The sequence below is a fragment of the Rudanella lutea DSM 19387 genome (genome assembly GCF_000383955.1).
Taxonomy (GTDB): domain Bacteria; phylum Bacteroidota; class Bacteroidia; order Cytophagales; family Spirosomataceae; genus Rudanella; species Rudanella lutea.
In genome coordinates this window covers 432,066-453,567 of record NZ_KB913013.1, presented here as the reverse complement: position 1 = coordinate 453,567, position 21,502 = coordinate 432,066, and the positions used below count along the sequence as shown (strand labels likewise).

17 protein-coding genes are annotated in these 21,502 nt (G+C 53.3%); 10 read left to right on the top strand and 7 right to left on the bottom strand.

What is annotated here, in order from left to right:
- Window positions 1-45: 45 nt before the first annotated feature.
- Genes RUDLU_RS0102060 through RUDLU_RS0102050 form a run of 3 tightly spaced genes read right to left on the bottom strand, consistent with a single transcriptional unit; the run spans window position 46 to window position 2,010 of the window.
- Window positions 46-432 (bottom strand): type II toxin-antitoxin system VapC family toxin, encoded by a 387-nt coding sequence (locus tag RUDLU_RS0102060; RefSeq protein WP_019986682.1) that lies wholly within the window; start codon window positions 430-432, stop codon window positions 46-48.
- Window positions 411-638 (bottom strand): hypothetical protein, encoded by a 228-nt coding sequence (locus RUDLU_RS0102055; RefSeq protein ID WP_019986681.1) that lies wholly within the window; start codon window positions 636-638, stop codon window positions 411-413. The genes RUDLU_RS0102060 and RUDLU_RS0102055 overlap by 22 nt, the downstream gene beginning before the upstream one ends.
- 43 nt (window positions 639-681) lie before the next feature.
- The gene (locus RUDLU_RS0102050; RefSeq protein WP_019986680.1) at window positions 682-2,010 is read right to left on the bottom strand and encodes a rhamnogalacturonidase; all 1,329 of its coding nucleotides are present in this window, start codon (window positions 2,008-2,010) and stop codon (window positions 682-684) included.
- Between the two features lie 115 nt (window positions 2,011-2,125).
- Between RUDLU_RS0102050 and RUDLU_RS0102045 the strand changes: the two genes are divergently transcribed.
- The 8 genes from RUDLU_RS0102045 to RUDLU_RS0102010 all read left to right on the top strand — a co-directional run bounded on the left by RUDLU_RS0102045 (window position 2,126) and on the right by RUDLU_RS0102010 (window position 12,753).
- Window positions 2,126-2,920: a polysaccharide deacetylase family protein gene (locus tag RUDLU_RS0102045; protein ID WP_019986679.1), complete on the top strand. Its 795-nt coding sequence runs from the start codon at window positions 2,126-2,128 to the stop codon at window positions 2,918-2,920.
- A gap of 82 nt (window positions 2,921-3,002) precedes the next feature.
- Window positions 3,003-3,938 carry an alpha/beta hydrolase gene (locus RUDLU_RS0102040; protein WP_044129278.1) on the top strand — a complete coding sequence of 312 codons (936 nt, stop codon included), beginning with the start codon at window positions 3,003-3,005 and terminating at the stop codon, window positions 3,936-3,938.
- 73 nt (window positions 3,939-4,011) lie between these two features.
- Entirely contained in the window at window positions 4,012-5,685 is a 1,674-nt protein-coding gene (locus RUDLU_RS0102035) for a GH39 family glycosyl hydrolase (protein ID WP_027302678.1), read from the top strand.
- Between the two features lie 21 nt (window positions 5,686-5,706).
- Window positions 5,707-6,837 (top strand): esterase, encoded by a 1,131-nt coding sequence (locus RUDLU_RS0102030; protein ID WP_019986676.1) that lies wholly within the window; start codon window positions 5,707-5,709, stop codon window positions 6,835-6,837.
- A 57-nt stretch (window positions 6,838-6,894) separates the two neighbouring features.
- Entirely contained in the window at window positions 6,895-8,058 is a 1,164-nt protein-coding gene (locus tag RUDLU_RS0102025; RefSeq protein WP_027302677.1) for an esterase, read from the top strand.
- Window positions 8,059-8,148: 90 nt separating this feature from the next.
- Window positions 8,149-9,195: an alpha/beta hydrolase gene (locus RUDLU_RS0102020; protein WP_019986674.1), complete on the top strand. Its 1,047-nt coding sequence runs from the start codon at window positions 8,149-8,151 to the stop codon at window positions 9,193-9,195.
- A 24-nt stretch (window positions 9,196-9,219) separates the two neighbouring features.
- Complete coding sequence (locus RUDLU_RS0102015; RefSeq protein ID WP_019986673.1) at window positions 9,220-10,338, top strand: alpha/beta hydrolase-fold protein; 1,119 nt, start codon at window positions 9,220-9,222, stop codon at window positions 10,336-10,338.
- 522 nt (window positions 10,339-10,860) lie between these two features.
- On the top strand, window positions 10,861-12,753 hold the full coding sequence (locus RUDLU_RS0102010; RefSeq protein ID WP_019986672.1) for an alpha/beta hydrolase-fold protein: 1,893 nt from the start codon (window positions 10,861-10,863) through the stop codon (window positions 12,751-12,753).
- 691 nt (window positions 12,754-13,444) lie between these two features.
- Here RUDLU_RS0102010 and RUDLU_RS0102000 read toward each other — a convergent pair.
- The 3 genes from RUDLU_RS0102000 to RUDLU_RS0101990 all read right to left on the bottom strand — a co-directional run bounded on the left by RUDLU_RS0102000 (window position 13,445) and on the right by RUDLU_RS0101990 (window position 17,804).
- Window positions 13,445-14,290, bottom strand: a complete 846-nt coding sequence (locus RUDLU_RS0102000) for a TIR domain-containing protein (RefSeq protein ID WP_019986670.1) — start codon at window positions 14,288-14,290, stop codon at window positions 13,445-13,447.
- A 221-nt stretch (window positions 14,291-14,511) separates the two neighbouring features.
- Complete coding sequence (locus RUDLU_RS0101995) at window positions 14,512-16,548, bottom strand: OmpA family protein (RefSeq protein WP_019986669.1); 2,037 nt, start codon at window positions 16,546-16,548, stop codon at window positions 14,512-14,514.
- Between the two features lie 125 nt (window positions 16,549-16,673).
- Entirely contained in the window at window positions 16,674-17,804 is a 1,131-nt protein-coding gene (locus tag RUDLU_RS0101990) for a hypothetical protein (protein ID WP_019986668.1), read from the bottom strand.
- 146 nt (window positions 17,805-17,950) lie between these two features.
- On the opposite strand from RUDLU_RS0101990, the gene RUDLU_RS0101985 reads away from it, so the two are divergent.
- Window positions 17,951-19,162 carry a nucleoside permease gene (locus RUDLU_RS0101985; protein ID WP_019986667.1) on the top strand — a complete coding sequence of 404 codons (1,212 nt, stop codon included), beginning with the start codon at window positions 17,951-17,953 and terminating at the stop codon, window positions 19,160-19,162.
- Window positions 19,163-19,243: 81 nt separating this feature from the next.
- Complete coding sequence (locus RUDLU_RS0101980; protein ID WP_019986666.1) at window positions 19,244-20,005, top strand: exodeoxyribonuclease III; 762 nt, start codon at window positions 19,244-19,246, stop codon at window positions 20,003-20,005.
- A 101-nt stretch (window positions 20,006-20,106) separates the two neighbouring features.
- Here RUDLU_RS0101980 and xylA read toward each other — a convergent pair whose 3' ends face one another.
- Complete coding sequence (gene xylA / locus RUDLU_RS0101975; RefSeq protein WP_019986665.1) at window positions 20,107-21,438, bottom strand: xylose isomerase; 1,332 nt, start codon at window positions 21,436-21,438, stop codon at window positions 20,107-20,109.
- Window positions 21,439-21,502: the final 64 nt, after the last annotated feature.

Genomic DNA, 21,502 nt, shown 5'->3' with positions numbered 1-21,502 from the left:
CGGTACAGACAATTTTCGACGCAGCGGCAAGCGAGTGCGGGAACGTTACAAAAGAGTGAGCCGCTCAATTTTGTCGAAATGTTTCCGGTTCAGCGTGTCAAAAGGCAGATTGTTGGCAATGGCAGTTGCCGCAATGAATAAATCAGCCTTATCGATAGACCGGCGAATCTTTTTCAATTTTTGCTCTATATCAACTGCAATAAGAGCAGCTAAACTGTCAAATGGAAGCACCGTGATTTGGGCCAGTAAGTCCTGCCAAAATTGGATTTGGGCCGATGTAGCTCCACAATATATCTCGTATTCGGTAATACTTGAAATGGCAAATTTTTCGCCCTGAAGCGAAAGCTGAACAAGCCGAGTTTTGGTCTTGTCTGTTTTTCGGAAATAGTCGATAAACAGCGATGTATCGATTAGGATGGTTTTGTCCGCCATTGGTTCATTGATTTGCGGTTCTCTTCCATCGCGTCTATCTGATCTTGACCAAACACGGGGCCATTAAGGAGGAGCTCAGTAAGTCTTGAAGGCCTGGGCTTTACTTCAGTAGTAAGCTCCTGTTGAAGCCGAATTTTTTCGGCAGGAGAAAGTTGCCGTACGATGGCGACTAACTCTTCAAACGGTAGTTGAATACGAACTTCCATAGACCAAAGATACTGTTTTTGAATCCCTTTTACCTAAACGGTTTCACGGCACGAGTTGCCGGTTGATTCGGACGTTTTTGAGCGTAAACCCATGAATCACCGATTTGTCGATGTTTGGGTTTTTACTTTCGGCATTAATATTCTCAAACGTAAACTGAGCCAGTTTATCGTGCTCCGAAATCGCTACGTTGAAGAAGGTATTGCAGGTAACATGAATCTGCTTCAGCTGAATGTGATTAGAATACGAAAGTGGAATGTCGGGCCGGCCCTGCAAATCAAAAAATTGGGTCCAGGGCTTCACGTACAAAAAGCTGTTCGACTGCCCCCTGATGTTCTCGACCGTGATGTATTCGTACAACTGCGGGGTATCGGGGCGCATTTTGAGCCATAATACCCGGTCGGCTTCGCTGACGGTACAGTTTCTCATCAGAATGTTTCGGTTATGAATGGCCTCGCTGCCGCAGGTGAGTGCCGAGTGGCAAAAGCCAAACGTACAGTCTTCAATCAGAATATCCGTGTTGGCCCCGTTGTTGGGTACCCGGTCGGCCCAGGGGCCTTTACCGCCTTTCAGGGCAATGGCATCATCGTTGACCGACAGGTAGCAGCCCTTAATCAGAACGTTGGAACACACGTCGAGGTCGATGGCGTCGGTACTGGGGGCTTTTACGGGCTGGTAAGGTGAGTAAATGTGGGCATCCAGAATTTTCACGTTGCGGCATTGGTAGTAGTGCGACGTCCAGAAACCGGCGTTATGGAGCCGCACATCCTGTACCTGTACGTTGTTGCAGCGCCAGACAAACACCAGCCGTGGGCGCGATACTTCCAGATTGGTGCAGTTCGGGTTTTCTTTGCGCCGGGCCCAGAAAGCCTCCCAAAAGCGGAGCCCGTTGCCATCAATAGTGCCTTTGCCGGAGATCGTGAACCCATCGACCCCATAGGCGTTGACCAAAGCCGCGAAGTAATCCAAGCTCTGCCCCTCCATGCGCGAGGGTAGTTTGGGGTAATCGGCGATGTTGTTCGACCCTTTAAGTACCGCTCCCTCGGCCACGTGCAGGTGCGTTTTGGGCTTGAAAAACAACGCCCCGCTCATAAACGTCCCGCGTGGAATCACAATCACCCCTCCGCCCTGACTGGCTGCCTTATCAATAACCTGCTGAATTGCCTGCGTTTGTACCAGGGTGGAGTCGGTTTTCACCCCAAAGTCCGTCAGCACGTAGGTGCGGCCGAGTTGCCTGAGGGTTAGTTTCTGCACGTTGGTAAACCAGGGGCCAATCGGGCTACCATCGGGAAACAGGTCTTTCCGACCGGTTTGGGCAGTCAGCTGCGTCGTCAGCAGAAGGGTGCAGAGCAGGGCAAGCAAGGCTTTTTTCATCAGGACCGGCCGGGATTGGGGCGTGTTTTCAGTTTTTCTGGATAAGCGGAGGGGAGCCTTAGTCTACTATCTGGTTGCGTGCTGTACAAAACCCCAAAATCGGGTAAGTTTGTGCATGAACAAATGGCTTTTACTACTCGGTATGTCGCTCTGCCTGCATGGGGTGTCAGCGGCACAAAGCAACGGCCCGTGGAACGGCAAAAAATCGGCGGTGGTCCTGACCTACGACGACGCTATCAACGAGCATTTTACCAACGTTCTTCCCGCCCTCGACTCGCTGGGTCTGAAGGGTACATTTTACATCACCGATATTGCGGGCATGCTCGAAAAGCAGATACCGCAATGGCGGAAAGCAGCCGCTAATGGGCACGAGCTGGGCAATCATACCGTGACGCATCCCTGCGAAGGTGGCCGACCGGGCCGCGAGTTTGTGAAGCCCGAAACCGACCTGACCCGGTATTCGCTGCAACGGATTCAGACCGACGTTCGCACCATGAACGCGCTGCTGTTTGCGGTAGACGGCAAAACCAGGCGGACGTTTGCCTATCCCTGTGGCGACATGAACATAAGCGGTATTCACTACCTCAAAGGTATCGAGTCGATGTTTGTCGGGGCAAGGGGCGTGGCTCCGTCAATCCGGTCGGCGGTCAACGTTGACTTGCTGAACATCAACAGCCTTATGATCAACGGCCAAACTGCCGACCAGCTGATTGCGCAGGTGAAGCAGGCGCAGGAAAAGCAGGGGTTACTGGTGTTTTTGTTCCACGGGGTAGGTGGGGGGCACGGCCTGAACGTCTCGAACGAAGCACACTGGCAACTGCTGCGCTATCTGAAAGGGGCCGAAAACGAGATTTGGGTGGCCCCGATGGTCGATGTGGCCGAGTACATCAAGACCCAGCAGACAAAGTAAGTACGGGCTCATTGCTCCATTCGGGTGAGTTACGTGGTTCACCTATGACAACGCTCCTAAATTCTCCTAAACCCTCACTTCAATGAAACGCATTATTTTAGGTCATACCCGAAGAAACGTAAGGTCTTTGGCCGCATTGGTCGGCTGGTTGCTGGCTTCTTCGTTTGCCGCCAACGCGCAGGAAATCATTCCCTTGTACCCCGCTGCGATTCCGAATTCCAAAGCATCGGGTGTGCAGGAAACGGGGGCGGAGTCGGGCGTACTGAAAGGCATTACCAAACCCACGCTGGAGTATTATAAACCGGCCGCTGATAAAGCATCGGGCGCGGCCGTCATCGTCGTAGCCGGGGGTGGTTATGGCGTAGTGGTGTACAAAGGCGAGGGGATTAATACGGCAAAGGCGCTGGCCGAAAAAGGCGTAGCAGCGTTCGTGCTCAAGTACCGGCTCCCCAGCGATGCCATCATGACGGACAAGAAAATCGGGCCGTTGCAGGATGCCCAGCAGGCCATCAAACTCGTTCGCGAGAATGCGGCCAAATGGGGTATCGATGCCACCAAAATCGGGATTATGGGCTTTTCGGCGGGTGGACACCTGGCCGCAACGGCGGCTACGCACTTTGAAAAAGCCTATATCGACAATGCCGAACACACCAGCTTGCGCCCGGACTTTCAGATTCTGGTTTACCCGGTCATCAGTATGCAGGACAGCCTGACGCATGGCGGATCGCGGGATAACTTAATCGGCAAAAACCCGTCGAGTGAAGACAAAGACCTGTTTTCCAACGAGCTACAGGTCCGGGCCAACACGCCCCCCACGTACCTGACCCACGCGGCCGACGACAAACTGGTGGACGTGGACAACAGCATCGTGTATTTCGAAAAACTGCGACGCCTGAAAGTCCCGGTCGAAATGCACATCTACCCCAAAGGTGATCACGGGTTCATTTTCCGTCATCCGGGCTGGATGGAGCCACTATTTGCCTGGTTGAAAGCGAATGACTGGGTAAAAAACAAGTAAAATGTCTTCCTAAGGGTAGTCTCTTTCTTGTTCTCTCTCCACTTCGGTGGTCCGATCTCACTTTTGATCCAGTATGCATCGATTCCTCTTCCTCTGTTGCCTTTTCCTGGGTTGTCGGTTCGTTTACGGGCAGCCAACACCGGTTTCGATTCAGATCAATGCCGCAAAGCCTGTTGGCGAGATGAAGCCAATCTGGGCCTATTTCGGGTACGATGAACCGAACTATACTACCCGCAAAGACGGACAGAAGCTGCTGACTGAACTCCAGCAACTGAGCCCGGTACCGGTGTATGTACGCGCCCATAACCTGCTTACCAACAAAGGCAACAGCCCCGGCCCCGACCTGAAATGGGGCTTTACCGACGCCTATACCGAAGATGCCAACGGCCGGCCGGTGTACAACTGGACGGTGGTCGACAGTATTGTAGATACCTACGTGAAGCGGGGCATGAAGCCCCTGATGGAAATTGGTTTTATGCCCAAAGCGCTGTCGTCGAAACCAGAGCCCTACGAACACAGCTGGAGCAAGGGCGGGAATCTGTGGACGGGCTGGACCTACCCGCCGAACGATTACAATAAATGGCGCGAGCTGGTGTATCAATGGGTAAAGCATAGTATCGACCGCTACGGCAAACAGGAGGTAACTACCTGGCTGTGGGAGGTCTGGAACGAACCCGATATTGCCTACTGGTCGGGGACTTTCGACGAATACTGCAAAATGTACGATTATGCCGCCGACGGACTGAAAAAAGCCTGCCCCGAATGTACCATCGGCGGACCGCATACCACCAGCCCGCGTAGTGCCAAGGCGTACAGTTACCTCACGCGGTTTATCGAACACTGCCTGCGGGGGCAGAATTATGCCACGGGTAAAGTCGGCACCCCGCTGCAATACATCGGTTTCCACGCCAAGGGAAGTCCTGAGTTCATCGACGGGCATATCCGCATGAACATGGGCGTGCAGCTGAAAGACATTCAGCGGGCATTCGAGGCCGTCAACTCCTTTCCGGAGCTGAAAAACATTCCCATCATCATTGGGGAGTGCGACCCGGAGGGCTGCGCGGCCTGTTCGGCCCAGAAAGACCCGAAACTGGGTTACCGCAACGGCACCATGTATTCGAGCTACACGGCTTCGTCCTTCGCCCGGATTTACGAGCTGATGGATCAGCACAAGGTGAACCTGCGCGGGGCCGTAAGCTGGTCGTTCGAGTTTGAGGATCAGCCCTGGTTTGCCGGTTTCCGCGATCTGGCCACCCATGGCGTCGATAAGCCGGTGCTGAACATTTTCCGGATGTTTGGTAAGATGGGGGGGCAACGGGTGGCGATTCAAACCGACCGGGGATTGGGTGCAGCCAATATCATTGCGAGTGGTGTGCGAAGCCAGAATGACGTTAATGCCATGGCGAGTAAAAGCGGCAACACAATCAGTGTAATGGTTTGGAACTACCACGACGATGACATAACCGGCCCCGCTACGCCAGTTCAGCTGACCATCAACGGGCTCGGCAAAAATAAGGTGCAGGCTCGTCATTACCGGGTAGATGAAAAGCACAGCAACTCGTTCACGACCTGGAAAGCAATGGGTAGTCCGCAGCAGGTGTCGGCCGGGCAGTACAAGACGCTCGAAAAAGCCGGGCAGCTTCAGGAGCTGAGCCCGCCATCGGCCGCAAAGGTGGTCAACGGCACTACCACGCTGACGTTCGATCTCCCCCGCCAGGGCGTATCGCTGATTCAATTAACCTGGTAATCCCTAACCCCTCAATCAAGGATGAAAAATCGTCTACTTCTTCATCGGCTTTGGCTTTTCTGGGCCTTATTTGGCCTGTATGCAGGGGCCCTGGCCCAACCGCCCGGCGGGCCAATTGTGGTATCGCCACAGGTGAACGCCGACAATACCGTCACGTTTCGGTATCTGGCTCTCAGCGCCAAAGAGGTGAAACTGAACGCTCAATTCGAGAAGTCGCCCGTTGCCATGACTAAAGACGAGCAGGGCGTCTGGAGCGTGACGGTTGGCCCGGTAAAGCCCGATATGTACCCGTACAGCTTTCAGGTTGATGGCATTTCGGTGGCCGATCCCAAAAACTCCGCCATCTTTCCGAATGAAGGCTTTCAGAATAGCCTGGTCGAAATAATGGGTCCTACCCTGCTGGTACATACCGTTCAGAACGTTCCGCACGGCACCCTGTCGTACCGGTATTACACCTCGCCCGAGCTGGGGCAGCGGCCCGTGGTGGTGTACACCCCGCCCGGCTACGAAACCGACACCAAAACGACCTACCCGGTGCTGTACCTCCTCCACGGCACTACGGATCTGGAAGAAACCTGGACCAAAGTGGGCCGCGCCAACATCATCCTGGACAACCTGATTGCGCAGGGCAAAGCCAAACCGATGGTGATTGTAATGCCCTACGGACGGGCCTATCCGGTCATCAGTAAATCGTCGGGGAGCCTCCGCAACTGGGACAATCTGCAGGAGTTCAAGAAGGATTTTCTGGGTAATCTGTTGCCCTTCGTGGAGAAAAACTACCGGGTTCGGAAAGACAAAGACAGCCGGGCCATTGCCGGGTTTTCGGGTGGCGGGGGCGAAACGCTCTACCTGGGCCTGAACAACCCCGACCTGTTCAGCTGGGTGTGCGGCTTTGCACCGGGTATGCTCAAAGAGGAGTTCGATCGGAATAATGCCACCGCGTTTGCCAATCCCGCCCAGACCAACCAACGGCTGAAGCTGTTCTGGATTGGCGTCGGGAAAGAGGATATGCTGTACCCGGTCATCAATGACTACCTGAAGGTGCTAGATGAGAAGAAAATCAAACACGAAACGCTGATTTCGGACGGTGGTCATACCTGGATGAACTGCAAGCTCTACCTCTCGACCATCGCCCAGAAGCTGTTTCGGTAACTCATTGCCTATTCCTTAACCCGACGCTTTTCTGAGTGTCCTTACTTGTTCAATGCCATGAAGTTAAAAACATGTACACGATTGCTGTTCCTCTGGGCCATGCTACTCGTGCCCGGACTGGTGCTGGCGCAGCCGCCCCGGGGACCGCTGGTGGTGTCGCCCAAGGTCAACGCCGACAAAACCATTACGTTCAGTTACCTGGCCCCCACGGCCAAATCGGTAGAACTGAGCGCACAGTTCGAGAAAGGGCCGGTGCCCATGACCAAAGATGCGCAGGGTATCTGGAGCGTAACGGTCGGTCCGGTCAAGCCCGATATTTACCCCTACAGTTTCCGGGTGAATGGCGTTACGGTCATGGACCCCGCTAACGTGGCCTTCTTCCCGAACGAGCGCTTCAAAGCTAGTTTAGTCGATGTGCCGGGCGATCAGCCCCTGATTCACGCCATGCGCGACGTGCCCCACGGCTCAATCAACTACGAATACTATCCGTCGATGGAAGGAACAACCGGTTCGCTGGTGGTGTACACGCCACCGGGCTACGACCAGAATCCGTCGAAGAAATACCCCGTGTACTACCTCATCAGCGGCACGACCGATACGGAAGAGACCTTTTTCAAAGTCGGCAAAACGAATCTGATTCTGGACAATCTGATTGCGGAAGGCAAGGCCAAACCGATGATTATCGTGATGCCCTACGGCAACATTGCCGCGCGGGTAGCCGAGCAAAAGGGCGGCTCGAAACCCGCCGACCCAACCGTGCGCGACGGTGCCGATGCCGTAAAACGGGCCAATGATTTCACCACCGACCTGGTGAGTAACGTCATTCCCTACATCGAAAAGAGCTACCGGGCTATTCCCAACCGCGAAAACCGGGCCATTGGCGGTTTCTCGCGCGGGGGCGGCCAAACGCTCCGCACGGCCTTCAACCACATGGACAAGTTTGCGTGGGTGTGCGCTTACAGTTCGTACCTGTCGCCCCAGGAGATGGACGGCAATTTCAGCCAGATCGTGAACAAGCCCGATCAGACCAACAAACAACTTAAATTGCTATGGGTGAGTGTGGGGAGCGATGATTTTCTATACAAGGGCACGGTGGAATTTATGGACTACCTGAAGGCAAAGAAGGTGAACTACAAAAGCCTGATCACCGACGGAGGCCATACCTGGATGAACGTAAAAACCTACGTTGCCGCCACCACACCATTGCTGTTCCAACCCTAAACCGCTACGTCCATGAAAACGCTAAAACAGACCGGAGCGGGCTTCACTCTTTCGCTCTCTCGCTCTTTCACTCTTTATTGTAGCCTCCTCTTGCTTTCGTGCCTGACGACGCTCGCGCAGCAACGCCCGCCCGCCATTAGTTCGCCTGATGTTCACCCAGACCACAGCATCACGTTCCGGTATTTCTCCCGGACGGCTAAAAAAGTGACCGTGTCGGGTGAGTTTTTGACCGCTCCGGTCGCCATGACCAGAGACACCTCGGGCATCTGGAGCGTAACGGTGCCGCCCGTCAAGCCCGATATTTACCCCTACAGCTTTACTGTTGACAGTGTGCAACTCGCCGACCCAAGCAACACCTACATCTTCGCGAACGAGCGTTTCAAACGGAGCATCGTCGATGTACCCGGCGACCAGCCGCTGGTACATTCGTTGCAGAACGTACCGCACGGCAAAGTGGGCTATCGGTATTATAAGTCGGGTACGCTGGGCACCACGCGGCAATTGCTGGTATACACCCCGCCGGGCTTCAACCCCAACGGCAAGACCAGATACCCGGTACTGTACCTGATTCACGGCGGCTCCGACACCGAAGAAACCTGGACCAAAGTGGGTCGCGCCAACCTGATTGCCGACAACCTCATCGCGCAGGGTAAGGCCAAACCGATGCTGATTGTGATGCCTTACGGCAATGTCCGTCCGGCCCCCATGCCCGATTTCACTAAAGACATGGTGAACGACATTGTACCGTTCGTCGAAGCCAACTACCCGGTGATTAAAGAAAGCAACGGCCGGGCCGTGGCCGGGTTCTCGGTTGGTGGCGGGCAGACGCTGAACATCGGCCTGACCAACCCCGATAAATTTGCCTACGTGTGTTCATACGCGCCCTACACGGCCACCGACGAATTCAAAAAGAACTTCACGAACTGGTCGCCCAATGCCGAGCAAATGAACAAACAACTGAAGCTGTTCACCATCAGCGTCGGTACGGAAGACTTTCTGTTCGAGCCGGTGAAGCAGAACATCGCCATGTTCGAAGAGAAGAAAATTCGGGTCAAACCCTATATTGTGTCGGGTGGCCATACCTGGATGAACTGTAAGCAATACCTGGCGACTACGTTGCAGGAGATATTTAAATAACCAATTTTCTAAGCCTGTAAAAAGATGATTCGTAACGCCTTAGCGACCCTGCTCGTGGTCGCATTAACCTATGCCAACGCTCTGGCTCAAGCCAGTCAACCGGCTATTGCGGAAGATTTCAAACCCTCTACCCTGAATCAGCCGGGGCAGGAGTACCCGCAGGTCAATTCTCAGGGCTACGCCCGGTTCCGGATTCATGCCCCCAAAGCCGACAGCGTTCGGGTAAGTCTGGGTCTGGGCGGCCGGGGGGGCACCATCCTGACCAAAGGGGCCGACGGCTTCTGGACCGGCACCACCGCCGGGCCTATGGATGAGGGCTTTCACTACTACAACGTGACCATCGACGGCGGTAAGTTCAATGACCCCGGCGCGAAGAACTACTATGGTTCGGTTCGCTGGGAAAGCGGCATTGAGGTTCCGGCCCACGATGGGGATTTCTACGCCTTGAAAGACGTTCCGCACGGTCACGTACATCAGATCCTGTTCCCCTCGCCAAGTACGCAAACCTCCCGGCGGGCCTTCGTATATACCCCACCGGGCTATGAGAAAGAAAAATCGAAAAAATATCCCGTGCTGTACCTGCAACACGGCTGGGGTGAGGACGAAACGGCCTGGAGTAATCAGGGCCACGCCAATCTGATTATGGACAACCTGATTGCTGAGGGGAAGATCAAGCCGTTTATTATCGTGATGACGTACGGTATGACCAACGAAGTGAAGTGGGGCCGTATCCGGGACTTTAAGATTGACGCTTTCCAGACGGTGTTGGCGGCTGAGTTGATTCCGTACGTGGATGCCAATTTTCGCACGCTGAGCAATCGCGACAACCGGGCTATGGCCGGGCTGTCGATGGGAGGTATGGAAACCAAGATGATTACCCTCAATAGGCCGGAGTTGTTTGGGTACTATGGTCTGCTGAGTGGGGGCGTCTACGCACCCGACGACCTCAAGGACAAGCCAAAGCCGAAACTCGTTTTCCTGAGCTGTGGCAGCAAAGAGCGGCCCGATGGCGTGAAGAAAGCGACCGCCGACCTGAAAGCCGCCGGTTATAATGCCGTCTCGTACGTGTCAGAAAATACCGCTCATGAGTTCCAGACCTGGCGTCGGAGTTTGCACGAGCTGGCGCCGTTGTTATTTCACTAAACAGTTTTAATGGACAGGATAAACAGGATGATCAGGATTTTATGATAAAGGATAAATCCTGTTTATCCTGTCAATCCTGGCGTCGGAGTTTGCACGAACTGGCGCCGTTGTTATTTCACTAAACAGTTTTAATGGACAGGATTAACAGGATGATCAGGATTTTATGATAAAGGATAAATCCTGTTTATCGTGTCAATCCTGGCGTCGGAGTTTGCACGAACTGGCGCCGTTGTTATTTCACTAAACAGTTTTAATGGACAGGATTAACAGGATAAGCAGGATTTTATGATAAAGAATAAATCCTGTTTATCGTGTCAATCCTGGCGTCGGAGTTTGCACGAGCTGGCGCCGTTGTTATTTCACTAAACAGTTTTAATGGACAGGATTAACAGGATGATCAGGATTTTATGATAAAGAATAAATCCTGTTTATCCTGTCAATCCTGTCGAAAATTAAGTCAAACTATTTACCTGGTACATGAGAAACAGCTTATCACTAAAAAGACTATTTGTGGTCCTGGCAATGTGGGTGCCAGGGGCTGCCTACGCGCAACCTACCGAAAAAGAAATGCCCAAAGGCTTTGATATGGTGCGTTCGGGCATTGCAACGGGCAAGCTGGATTCGATCAGCTACCCGTCGAAAACCGTGGGTACCAACCGTAAGGCGCTGGTGTATACGCCACCGGGCTTTAACAAAAAGACCAGGTACCCGGTACTGTACCTCTTGCACGGTATTGGGGGAGATGAAAAAGAATGGTTGAAAGGAGGCAATCCGCAGGTTATTCTGGATAACCTCTACGCCGAAAAAAAGCTCCAGCCGATGATCGTGGTGATGCCCAACGGCCGCGCCATGAAAGACGACCGGGCCATTGGCAACGTGTTTGAAAAAGACAAAGTGGAAGCTTTCGCGACGTTCGAGAAAGACCTCTTGAACGACCTGATTCCGTTCATCGAAAAGAAATACCCAACCCTGACCGACCGCGAACACCGGGCGATTGCCGGGTTATCGATGGGGGGCGGGCAGTCACTGAATTTTGGGCTGGGTAATCTGGATAAGTTCACCTGGGTGGGTGGCTTCTCGTCGGCCCCGAACACCAAACGGCCCGAAGAACTGGTACCCAACCCAGCCGATGCCAGAAAGAAGCTGAAGCTGCTCTGGATTTCGTGCGGGGATGCCGACGGCCTGATTACGTTCAGCAAGCGCACCCACGATTACCTGTACCAGAACGATGTGCCGCACATTTACTACGTGGAAGCGGGCGGGCATGATTTCAAGGTCTGGAAAAACGGCCTGTACATGTTCTCGCAGTTCCTGTTCAAGCCGGTCGACAACGCCAGTCTGCATAAATACAGTGTGCTGGGGACGCCGGCTTCGACCAACATTCGCAACGCCAAATACCCGCAGATTCTGCCCGACAATCGGGTCATTTTCCGCGTGAAAGCCCCCGACGCCAAAAAAGTACAGATCGACTTGGGTAAGAAGTACGACATGGTGAAAGACACCGCCGGTTTCTGGACCGCGACCACCGATTCCATCAGCCGCGGCTTTCATTACTATTCCCTCCTGATCGACGGGGTGGCCGTGGTAGACCCCGCCAGCGAAACGTTCTACGGCATGGGCCGTCAGGCGAGTGGTATTGAGATACCGGACAAGGACGGGGCCTATTTTGCCATGAAAGACGTGCCTCACGGCGACATCCGCATCAAGCGCTACCTGTCCAAAGCGACCAACACCTGGCGCGAAATGTACGTCTACACCCCACCGGGCTACGACAAATCGACCGATAAGTACCCGGTGCTGTATCTGCTGCACGGCGGGGGCGAAGATCAGCGCGGATGGGCTACGCAGGGCCGTACGGACCTGATTCTGGACAACCTGATAGCCGAGGGCAAAGCCAAACCAATGATCATTGCCATGCTGGACGGCAACATGAACATGCCCGGTGGTCTGGCCGGCTTCAACGAAAACGTATTGAAGGCCTTCGAGAATGAACTGAAACAGGGAGCGATCCCCTTCGTGGAAAGCAATTTCCGGGTGGAAACCGACGCCAAAAACCGGGCGTTGGCGGGCCTCTCAATGGGTGGCTTGCAAACGCTGTACGCGGGCGTTAAGAACAACAACATGTTCTCGTCGCTGGGTGTATTCAGTTCGGGCTGGTTTGCCAACAATCCCAAGCTGACCGACCCGCAGTATGCCTTCATGAAGGACAACGCGTCGGCCATCAACAGCAACATTAAGAACTTCTGGATTTCGATGGGTGGTAAAGAAGACATCGCTTACCAGAACTGCCAGGTTATGATGAAGAAGTTCGATGAAATGGGCGTCAAATACACCTACAGCGAATACGCTGGTGGCCACACCTGGCCCGTCTGGCGGCATGATTTGATGATGTTCAGTCAGTTGCTGTTTAAGTAGTGGGCTCAAAATTCAATGAATAATGAATGGTGTATAATGAATGATAGATAAGCTGATAATCAGCAAAATAAATCATTATTCATTGCACACTATTCATTGTACATTCTTTCAGTATCCTACAATATGCAAAACGCCCCCGGCACCTTCATACAGGTGTCCGGGGGCGTTGGTGTTTGGTTCAGTTGACCGAGAGGGCCATTGTCAGGAGCCAGGGTTTGTAGTCAGGTTTGAGGTGATTTTTCTCGATGTACGTGAGTTCCGATACCGAGATGACCCCGCTGAGCGGCAGGGTTGCGTAGCGCTATACCGTTCCGTTTTTCCACCGTTACATCGTTTAGCTGTTTATGCGTTTTATTCGTTCGCGAGCCCCGGCGGTGTCTTCCGGCCGAGGTTGGCGTTTGTACGAGTAACAACCCAAAAGCCCGAAATCGGTTGGCTGAGTTTAGGGAATAGCCCAGTTGCATTATTACTTTTTGCAGTACCAACGTTGAACCATTGGCGATGTGGCGGTATTCGTTGAACGTCTAGCCGATAACCGCTACTGATTAAAGTTACATAAGATCATTGTTTGTTCTGTTGCTCGGAGTTATTCATCTGCCGAAACCGAAGCTGAGTAGCGGAAAAAAAGTTGAAAATGTGTTATTCCCCCGTCATATGCGTCAATGCACTGTTGCCTGTAGTGATTCTTTCTTCATACGATAAGGTTCATATCCACGTTATAGCCCGAATTTCTCATCTCTTTTGCAAGAGCGATATTCCAAGCTTTATGGTCGTCCATTGGAACATATACAACGCCAGATATATCATTCGGTATCTCAACCTTCCCTTTTACAAGTGCGCAAACATTTCTTCTACCCAACTTTGCAATTAGATATCCATGTTCAAAAACTACATTTTGTCTTGCCCTTGCTTGCAAGTTGTGTTCTTCACCTTTTTTTGCACCAATGTCGCACGGCGTATATAAAACAACGCCAAAGCCAACGTTAGAAAACTCTTCAATTTTTTCGATTATTGTTTTACCTGAACTAACCTGTTCATGTAGAATAATAGCCTTAAATCCCAACTTTTCAATAAAGCGTGCAAGTTCAGTCTTTGCTAAATCGTCTTGTCCATGAACGATAAAAACTTTAGTCATGTCCGGCGTTTGATTTGTATTGGCTGGTTTTGATGAGGTATTACCTTTTTCGATTTTCTCTTTTGCTGAAGTGAAAACCTGTTTAGTTATGTCCTTAGTGTATTTGTCATAGGAAACGATGTCTTCAGGAGAAATCCACATGATAATATCGGGTGGCATATGGTCATTTTCATATTTCGAATGTTCCTTGGTTGTGCGTTCTGTTTGTTTTACCACGACACGTGCAATGTCTTTTGGATTTAAAAAATAGCCGTCAAACTGAAACTGCTTTTTTTCAAAGTAAGGGATGACTATGTCTTCTTCAATCTCTAAAAGATTTGTTTTGTCAAGTTCAAAATACAGTCTGTTATTTTGAGACTTTCCAACCTTTTCATTTGTTTCAATTAAAACCTGGTAATACATGTTTGTCTTGATTTATTAAGTATTTCGGAGTGTCGAATTATCATTAAAGACGACTACTGAATATACGAATGTTTTACTAAAAGCATCCTCCCTTATACGCCCTTATAAAATCAAATATAGTTTTCATTATCAGTAAATTGAGAGGCCTGTTTCTGGCTCAACAATACAAATTCCGTTATGCGTATTTTGTATTGTCCGATGCGCTAAAAAAAACCAATCCCCTACATCTTCAAAATCGTAAACTCTACCCGGCGGTTTTGTTTGCGTTTTTCTTCGGTTTCGTTGGAGGCAATGGGTTTGCTGGGGCCCCAGGCTTTGGTTTGTACGCGGGTGTAGGCAATGCCCTTCTCTTCCAGATAGCACTTCACCGTTTCGACCCGGTCTTCTGAGAGCTTCATGTTCGGTTCCCACTCGCCCTGATTGTCGGTATGGCCTTCAACGAGTAACTCCATACCGGGGTACTGCGTCAGCATACGCACTACTTTGTCGAGTTCGCCGTCGGCACCGGGTTGCAGGTCGGCCTTGCCCTGTTCAAACAAGACCTCACGCATCACGATTTTCTGGCCCGGTTGAATCGGAATCAGGTACAAATTGCGCCGGATGTCGCGGAAACGCTTGTCGCGGCTCAGGTCGAGCACCTCGGTCGCGGGGAAGTAGCCCTCTTTGGAGGCCGTGAGGTTATAGGTTTTCTGCGTGGGCAGAATCATCTTGTACTCACCCGTTTCGGGATCGTACTCCACCCGCGAAATCTCTTTGCCTTTCTCGCCAAACAACCCCGATACCACGTCCGATGGCACGGGTTTTTTGCTTTGGGCATCCAGCACCTGCCCCGACACAATGGCTACCGGGTCGGGCTTGATGGACGGGAAGAGCTTGAGCCGGAAAATATCTTCCATCCCCAGCGAGTTGGAGCCTGAGCTAAGGTACGCGTACTCACCCGATGCCGGAATGGTAAAATACCCGTCCCATTTGGGGGTATTGATGGCCGGGCCGAGGTTTTCGGGCTCGCTCCAGACCTGCCAGCTATCATCGAGCCGACGGGTCACGAAAATGTCGCCGTTGCCAAAGCCCGGATGCCCTTCCGACGAAAAATAGAGGGTACGGCCGTCGGCCGCAATAAACGGCGAAGCCTCGCTGTCGGCCGAGTTGATGACCCGACCCATGTGTTTCGGGGCCGTCCAGGTCTGATCCTCGTTCTGGAACGAGACATACAAATCCCGGTCGCCCATCGAATCTTTCTTCTGCATGGCCAGCACAATCACTTTCCCATCGGGCGAAACCGAGAACTCCAGCTTGTCGTCTTTGTGGTAATTGCGGTTGTCGGCCATTTTGCACTCGACCGGAAAGCTCCAGCCGGCTTTCGTCTTCTGCGATTTGGAAAGGCCGTAGTACAGGCCTCCATCGGGCCGGTAAACGTTGATGAGGTAGAGGATTCGGCCATCGGACGAAATGCCGCTGATGGCGTTATCGCCCGCATTGTTGATGGGCGAGCCAATGTTGACGGCTTCGCTCCAGGTAGGGGGCTGACCGGGCCCGGCCGATTGAAGCGTCGACATCCAGATGTCCTGTTTCTCCGGTTGACCGGTATTCCCTTTGTGGCCTGCACGCGTGAAATACAGCGTTTTACCATCGGGCGCAATAACGGGCGCTACCTCCTGACCCGCTGAGTTGACGGTTTTGCCGAGGTTCTCTTTCTGAATCTCTTTCGGGGTGCCCTTCGATACGGCTACTTCTACGGGCACCGGCTTGGGCGAGTCGCTGAGGCCCACCGCGTCGATCTGATTGGGCCCTTTAATCGCGGCCGTCGCCAGCGTGATTTTTACGGCATTGCCCACCAGTCCGGTGTCGTTGACCATAATCCGCAAGGTGCCTTCGGGCCGGGCCTGCGGGCTGGCGGTGTACACCACGTGCTCAGTGCCCCGCTCATCGTACACCACCACACGCACCACCGCGCCGGGGTTCACGTTTTCGCCCACAATCACCTGCCGCACGGGCATGGCTTTCTCGAAGCCCACGTGCAGCCACTCCTCCGCCCCGTCGGGGTAGAGGGGCGACCACGCGCAGGGGCTGTACCCCTGATCGGGTAGCTTGTTTGGTTTACCCAGTGCCTGTACCGCCTTGAATTGCTGCCCATAGGTATCGCCTTTCCCCTCCGACGACGCACCAATAACCCGACTGGCCCATTGCACGGTTTGGGCGTGGGTAGGCAGGGCGAAAAATCCACCGAGAAAAATCAGTACGTAAACGAGTGGGCGCATGGGCACAAAATACTACAGGTGTCGTGTCGGTAAGTCCGGTTTGTCCGTCCGTCAGGTCCGGGTAATTCAAGAGCAAAAATGGTGCGAGAGGCTATTGTGTGTATAACGTAGCGTCGATTGGTTTCTTACAGAGGCATATGCCGCGAATCCATCCGGTGCCGGGTCAGGTCATTCTTCAGTTTAGTCGCCAGTTCGGCCAGGCGTTCGCCGTCTTTGGTGTCGTACCCGTTTTTAATCAGCCCCTCGGCTTCGGTACGGGCTTCGTCGGGCCGGTCGAGTAGGTAATACAGCGTAGCCAGATTGTAGTAGGCCGAGTACCGCATTTTCTGCTCCCGTTTGTCGGAACCTGCATATTTGGTTTTCAAATCGCCGAAATACGCCATCACCGGTTTCAGGTTTTCTTCGAGGGTGCCGAGTGGTTCGGTGGCCGACATCCGTTTCATTAACTCTTTAATGGCTTTAATGGCTTCCTGCTGAATCGGAAATTCGGGGTGATTTTTTGAATCGAGAATCCACAGAAAGTCCCGCTCGTTGTAGGGAACGTAGCCGTACCAGCGGTTAATCTCATTGTTGACTGAGCGCACCGACGACTGCACGTAGTTGTTAATCAGCTCCATCCGAATCGATTCGCTGTTTTCTTTCACGTAGCGGTTCAGGTCGCTCAGGTTCGAAAATTCGCGGGTGGTGTGCGTAAGCGTGCGCGCAAACTGTTCGCCCGTAACCGACCGCGCCGACCCGTTGCCCCCCGATAGGTTGGCCGACTGCAAAAAGCGGTTTTGCGCCACGGCCGCCTGTTGTTTCTCTTCCTGCCGCTTTTCGGAGGCTGTGCTTTCGCGGGGGCCGTACAGACTGAAATCGCCCGAGGCACTGTAGGTCAGCACCATGGTGTAATACGTATCCTGCCCAATCACCTTACCGTCGCGGTCTTTGCGGTCCTGGGTGCGGGTTTTGGTTTCGCTTCGCTCAAAACGCACCTCCCCGAAGTTCACCGTGACACCCACCGTGGGGCGGTCTTCTACTTTCCGGAAGCCCGAAAGGTGAATCTGATCGTACACCTGCGAGGCTGGAATAGTCTGCCGAACGGCTGGGGCCGTGTTGACCCGCACGCCAAAGGTCCGTTCGGCGGGGTCGATGTATTCACGGGGCAGGGTCAGGTAGCTGACATCGAAATAAAACCGATCGAGGTCTACCTTCTGGCCGAACGAGGACGCCTGAAAGCAGATAAAGGCAAAAAGGGAAAGGGTAAAAATGCGCATACGTGGAGAATAGTTACGTCTGTTTGGTGGACTGACAAATATACACTGGCGGGTAACTGAAGGAAAGGTATTTTGGACGAATGGCGTTGCTGTTGCCCTATTTTTGGCTAATTTCAGGCTTCGAACAACCAACTTAACCCCCTCCGATGAGTTCCAAAATTCGCATTCAGTTGTCGATCATGATGTTCCTCCTGTTTTTTATGTGGGGAGCCTGGTACGGTCAGATGAGTAAGTACCTCATGACAGGCCTTGGTGCCTCCGGCGATCAGGTGGGCAATGCCTACGCAGCCTTTTCACTCGCTATGATTATCGCCCCGTTCTTTGTGGGCATGATTGCCGACCGGTATTTTGCCGCGCAGAAAGTGCTGGGTGTTTTGTGTCTGCTGGGGGCAGGGGTACTGTATCTGATCACGCAGAATACCGAATCGGACTCGTTTTTTATGCTGATTCTGGCATACTGCCTCACCTTTGCGCCTACGCTGGCCCTGACCACGTCGATTGCCATGCAGCAGATGCAAAGCCCCGAGAAAGAGTTTCCGGGGATTCGGGTGCTGGGTACCATCGCCTGGATTTTGGTCTCTAACATTGTCGGTTTCTACGGCTTTGGCGATAAGGTGACAATTTTTGAATTGTCGATGTACACCTCGGTGTTGCTGGGTATTTTCTCGTTTTTCCTGCCCGACACCCCGCCCAACCCGAGCGCCGGGGCTTCGTTCAGTCAGATTCTGGGCCTCGATGCCTTCAAGCTGTTCAAAGACCGGTCGTTTGCCATTTTCTTTCTGTCGTCGGTGCTGATTTGTATTCCCCTCTCATTCTACTACGCCATGGCTAACCCCTCATTGACCGATGCCGGGGTGCAGAACGTGGAAAACAAAATGTCGCTCGGGCAGGCTTCGGAGGTGATCTTTATGCTCCTGATCCCGATAGCCTACACCCGCCTGGGCGTGAAAAAAATGCTCATCGTGGGCTTGCTGGCCTGGATTGCGCGCTTCCTCTTTTTCGGCTACGGCAATGCGGGCTCAGGGGAGTGGATGTTTTACCTGGCTATTCTGCTGCACGGCGTTTGCTACGATTTCTTCTTCGTTACGGGGCAGATTTACACCGACAACAAGGCGGGCGAAAAGATCAAGTCATCGGCTCAGGGCCTCATCACACTAGCCACGTACGGCATCGGGATGGGGATCGGCTCCAAGCTGTCAGGAATTGTGCTGGATATGTACACCAAAGACGGCGTGAAAGACTGGACCTCAGTTTGGCTCGTGCCCACGGGCATCGCCGTGGTGGTCTTGATCCTGTTTATTCTGTTCTTCACCGATAGCAAAAAGTCCGTTCCCGCCCAGGGCGAATTGGTACATTAAAAAAGCAGAAAAGAGAAGGGAGGAAAGGAGCAAGGAGGTTGTACCTTCTCCTCTCCTCCCTTTTCCCTTTCCTCCCCATTTATGCATATTCTAACGTACAATCTGAACGGGATTCGCTCGGCGATTCAGAAAGGGTTGATCGACTGGCTGGCGACCCAATCATTTGATATTCTGTGTTTTCAGGAGGTAAAGGCCACGCACGACGTGGTCGATCTGGCTCCGTTTGAAGCGCTGGGCTACCGGTACCACTGGCACGCGGCCGAGAAAAAAGGGTACTCGGGCGTGGCTACATTTTCAAAAACGGCCCCCGATCATGTGCAGCTGGGCTGCGGACTGGCCCGGTACGATTGCGAAGGCCGGATTCTACGGACTGATTTCGGCGATCTGACGGTACTAAACTGTTACTTTCCGTCGGGTACAACGGGGGAGGTACGGCAAGGGGTGAAAATGGAGTTTCTGGAGGATTTCTACCGCTACGTGCACGAACTACGGCAAACCCGCCCGCACCTCATTGTGGTGGGCGACTACAACATTGCCCATACGGAGCGTGATATTCACGATCCTGTCCGGAACAAGAATACCACTGGGTTTTTGCCCGAGGAGCGGGCCTGGATGGATCGTTGGTTTGCGTCGGGCTTTACCGATGCTTTCCGGCACGCCCACCCCGACACGGTGGAGTACAGCTGGTGGAGCTACCGGGCCGGGGCGCGGGCCAACAACAAAGGCTGGCGAATCGATTACATTTCGGTGGCCGATACCCTTCGTGACCGCATCGGCGGGGCGGGGCATTTCCGCGAAGCCGTCCACTCCGACCACGGGGGCGTCTGGCTACGGCTGGAGTAGGCAGTTGCAACAAAAGAAGAACAGCCCACGCTCCCTCTTCTCGCTAAAGAGAGGGAACGAGGGCTGTTCTCGTTAAGAAGCAATACTCTCGTTTATCGCAATCAGATGTACTGATTGATGAGGCTTTCGAGCCACTCCTGCTTGCCACTGCGCATTTGCGGCTCACCGTTTTCGAGCGTGTAGGCACGCAGGTCTTCGAGTGTCAGCTTACCCTCTTCAAACGCTTTGCCCTGACCAGAGTCGAACGATGCATAGCGCTCCTTGCGGAAAGCGAGGTAGTCCGATTCGCGCAGAATGGCGTCGGCCACGATAAACGACCGCGCGAATGCGTCCATACCGCTGATATGCGCAATGAACAGGTCTTCCATGTCGGTTGAGTTCCGGCGCACTTTGGCGTCGAAGTTGATGCCACCTGGCTGAATACCACCGGCTTGCAGGATAACGAGCGCGGCCTCAGTCAGTTCGTAAATGTTGATCGGGAACTGATCGGTATCCCAGCCATTCTGGTAATCGCCCCGGTTCGCATCAATGCTGCCGAGCATACCTGCATCGGCGGCTACCTGCAACTCGTGCTCAAACGTGTGGCCCGCGAGGGTTGCGTGGTTCACCTCGATGTTCAGTTGGAAATCCTTATCCAGACCGTACTGACGCAGGAACCCGATCACCGTAGCCGCATCGTAGTCGTACTGGTGCTTGGTAGGCTCCATCGGCTTGGGCTCAATGAAGAACGTGCCTTTAAAGCCCTGTTTGCGGGCATAGTCGCGGGCAACGGTCAGGAACTGCGCCAAATGCTCCACTTCGCGCTTCATGTTTGTATTCAGCAGCGACATGTAGCCTTCGCGACCACCCCAGAACACGTAATTTTCGCCACCGAGGGCAATGGTTGCGTCGAGAGCATTTTTCACCTGCGTACCGGCATAGGCCAACACCGCAAAGTCGGGGTTGGTTGAGGCCCCATTCATGTAGCGGGGGTTCGAGAAGACGTTGGCCGTGCCCCACAGCAGTTTTACCCCGCTGGCTTGTTGTTTCTGCCTGGCGTAGTCGACGATAGCCTGCATCCGGCTTTCGTACTCGGCAGCCGTTGGGCCTTCGTCTACGAGGTCGACGTCGTGGAAGCAGTAATAGGGTGCCCCGATTTTGGTGATAAACTCAAAAGCAGCGTCCATTTTGAGCCGGGCGCGCACGTTGGCGTCGTTATCGGCATCCCAGGGGAACACGCGTGTACCAGGCCCGAAGGGGTCACCACCCGTGCCGCAGAACGTATGCCAGTAGCTAATAGCAAAGCGCAGCTGATCGCGCAGGGTTTTGCCACCTACTACCTGATCGGGGTTGTACCATTTGAACGCAAGCGGGTTCTTTGATTTGGGGCCTTCGTAACCGATTGCACCAACGCCTTTAAAAAACTCGTTATCGCCGAGAGTGATCGTTGACATAGTTGTTAATACGTTAGAATTAAGTGGTTTACGTTGTTTGTTTGGTGTTCAGCCGGGGAGAGGC

Excerpts from the sequence above, each read along its gene's own strand:
- xylA (WP_019986665.1), bottom strand. The coding sequence starts at position 21,438 with ATGTCAACGATCACTCTCGGCGATAACGAGTTTTTTAAAGGCGTTGGT.
- RUDLU_RS0102010 (WP_019986672.1), top strand. The coding sequence starts at position 10,861 with ATGTGGGTGCCAGGGGCTGCCTACGCGCAACCTACCGAAAAAGAAATG.
- RUDLU_RS0102060 (WP_019986682.1), bottom strand. The coding sequence starts at position 432 with ATGGCGGACAAAACCATCCTAATCGATACATCGCTGTTTATCGACTAT.
- RUDLU_RS0101980 (WP_019986666.1), top strand. The coding sequence starts at position 19,244 with ATGCATATTCTAACGTACAATCTGAACGGGATTCGCTCGGCGATTCAG.
- RUDLU_RS0101990 (WP_019986668.1), bottom strand. The coding sequence starts at position 17,804 with ATGCGCATTTTTACCCTTTCCCTTTTTGCCTTTATCTGCTTTCAGGCG.
- RUDLU_RS0102055 (WP_019986681.1), bottom strand. The coding sequence starts at position 638 with ATGGAAGTTCGTATTCAACTACCGTTTGAAGAGTTAGTCGCCATCGTA.
- RUDLU_RS0102025 (WP_027302677.1), top strand. The coding sequence starts at position 6,895 with ATGAAGTTAAAAACATGTACACGATTGCTGTTCCTCTGGGCCATGCTA.
- RUDLU_RS0102015 (WP_019986673.1), top strand. The coding sequence starts at position 9,220 with ATGATTCGTAACGCCTTAGCGACCCTGCTCGTGGTCGCATTAACCTAT.
- RUDLU_RS0102035 (WP_027302678.1), top strand. The coding sequence starts at position 4,012 with ATGCATCGATTCCTCTTCCTCTGTTGCCTTTTCCTGGGTTGTCGGTTC.
- RUDLU_RS0102040 (WP_044129278.1), top strand. The coding sequence starts at position 3,003 with ATGAAACGCATTATTTTAGGTCATACCCGAAGAAACGTAAGGTCTTTG.
- RUDLU_RS0102030 (WP_019986676.1), top strand. The coding sequence starts at position 5,707 with ATGAAAAATCGTCTACTTCTTCATCGGCTTTGGCTTTTCTGGGCCTTA.
- RUDLU_RS0101985 (WP_019986667.1), top strand. The coding sequence starts at position 17,951 with ATGAGTTCCAAAATTCGCATTCAGTTGTCGATCATGATGTTCCTCCTG.
- RUDLU_RS0101995 (WP_019986669.1), bottom strand. The coding sequence starts at position 16,548 with ATGCGCCCACTCGTTTACGTACTGATTTTTCTCGGTGGATTTTTCGCC.
- RUDLU_RS0102045 (WP_019986679.1), top strand. The coding sequence starts at position 2,126 with ATGAACAAATGGCTTTTACTACTCGGTATGTCGCTCTGCCTGCATGGG.
- RUDLU_RS0102050 (WP_019986680.1), bottom strand. The coding sequence starts at position 2,010 with ATGAAAAAAGCCTTGCTTGCCCTGCTCTGCACCCTTCTGCTGACGACG.
- RUDLU_RS0102000 (WP_019986670.1), bottom strand. The coding sequence starts at position 14,290 with ATGTATTACCAGGTTTTAATTGAAACAAATGAAAAGGTTGGAAAGTCT.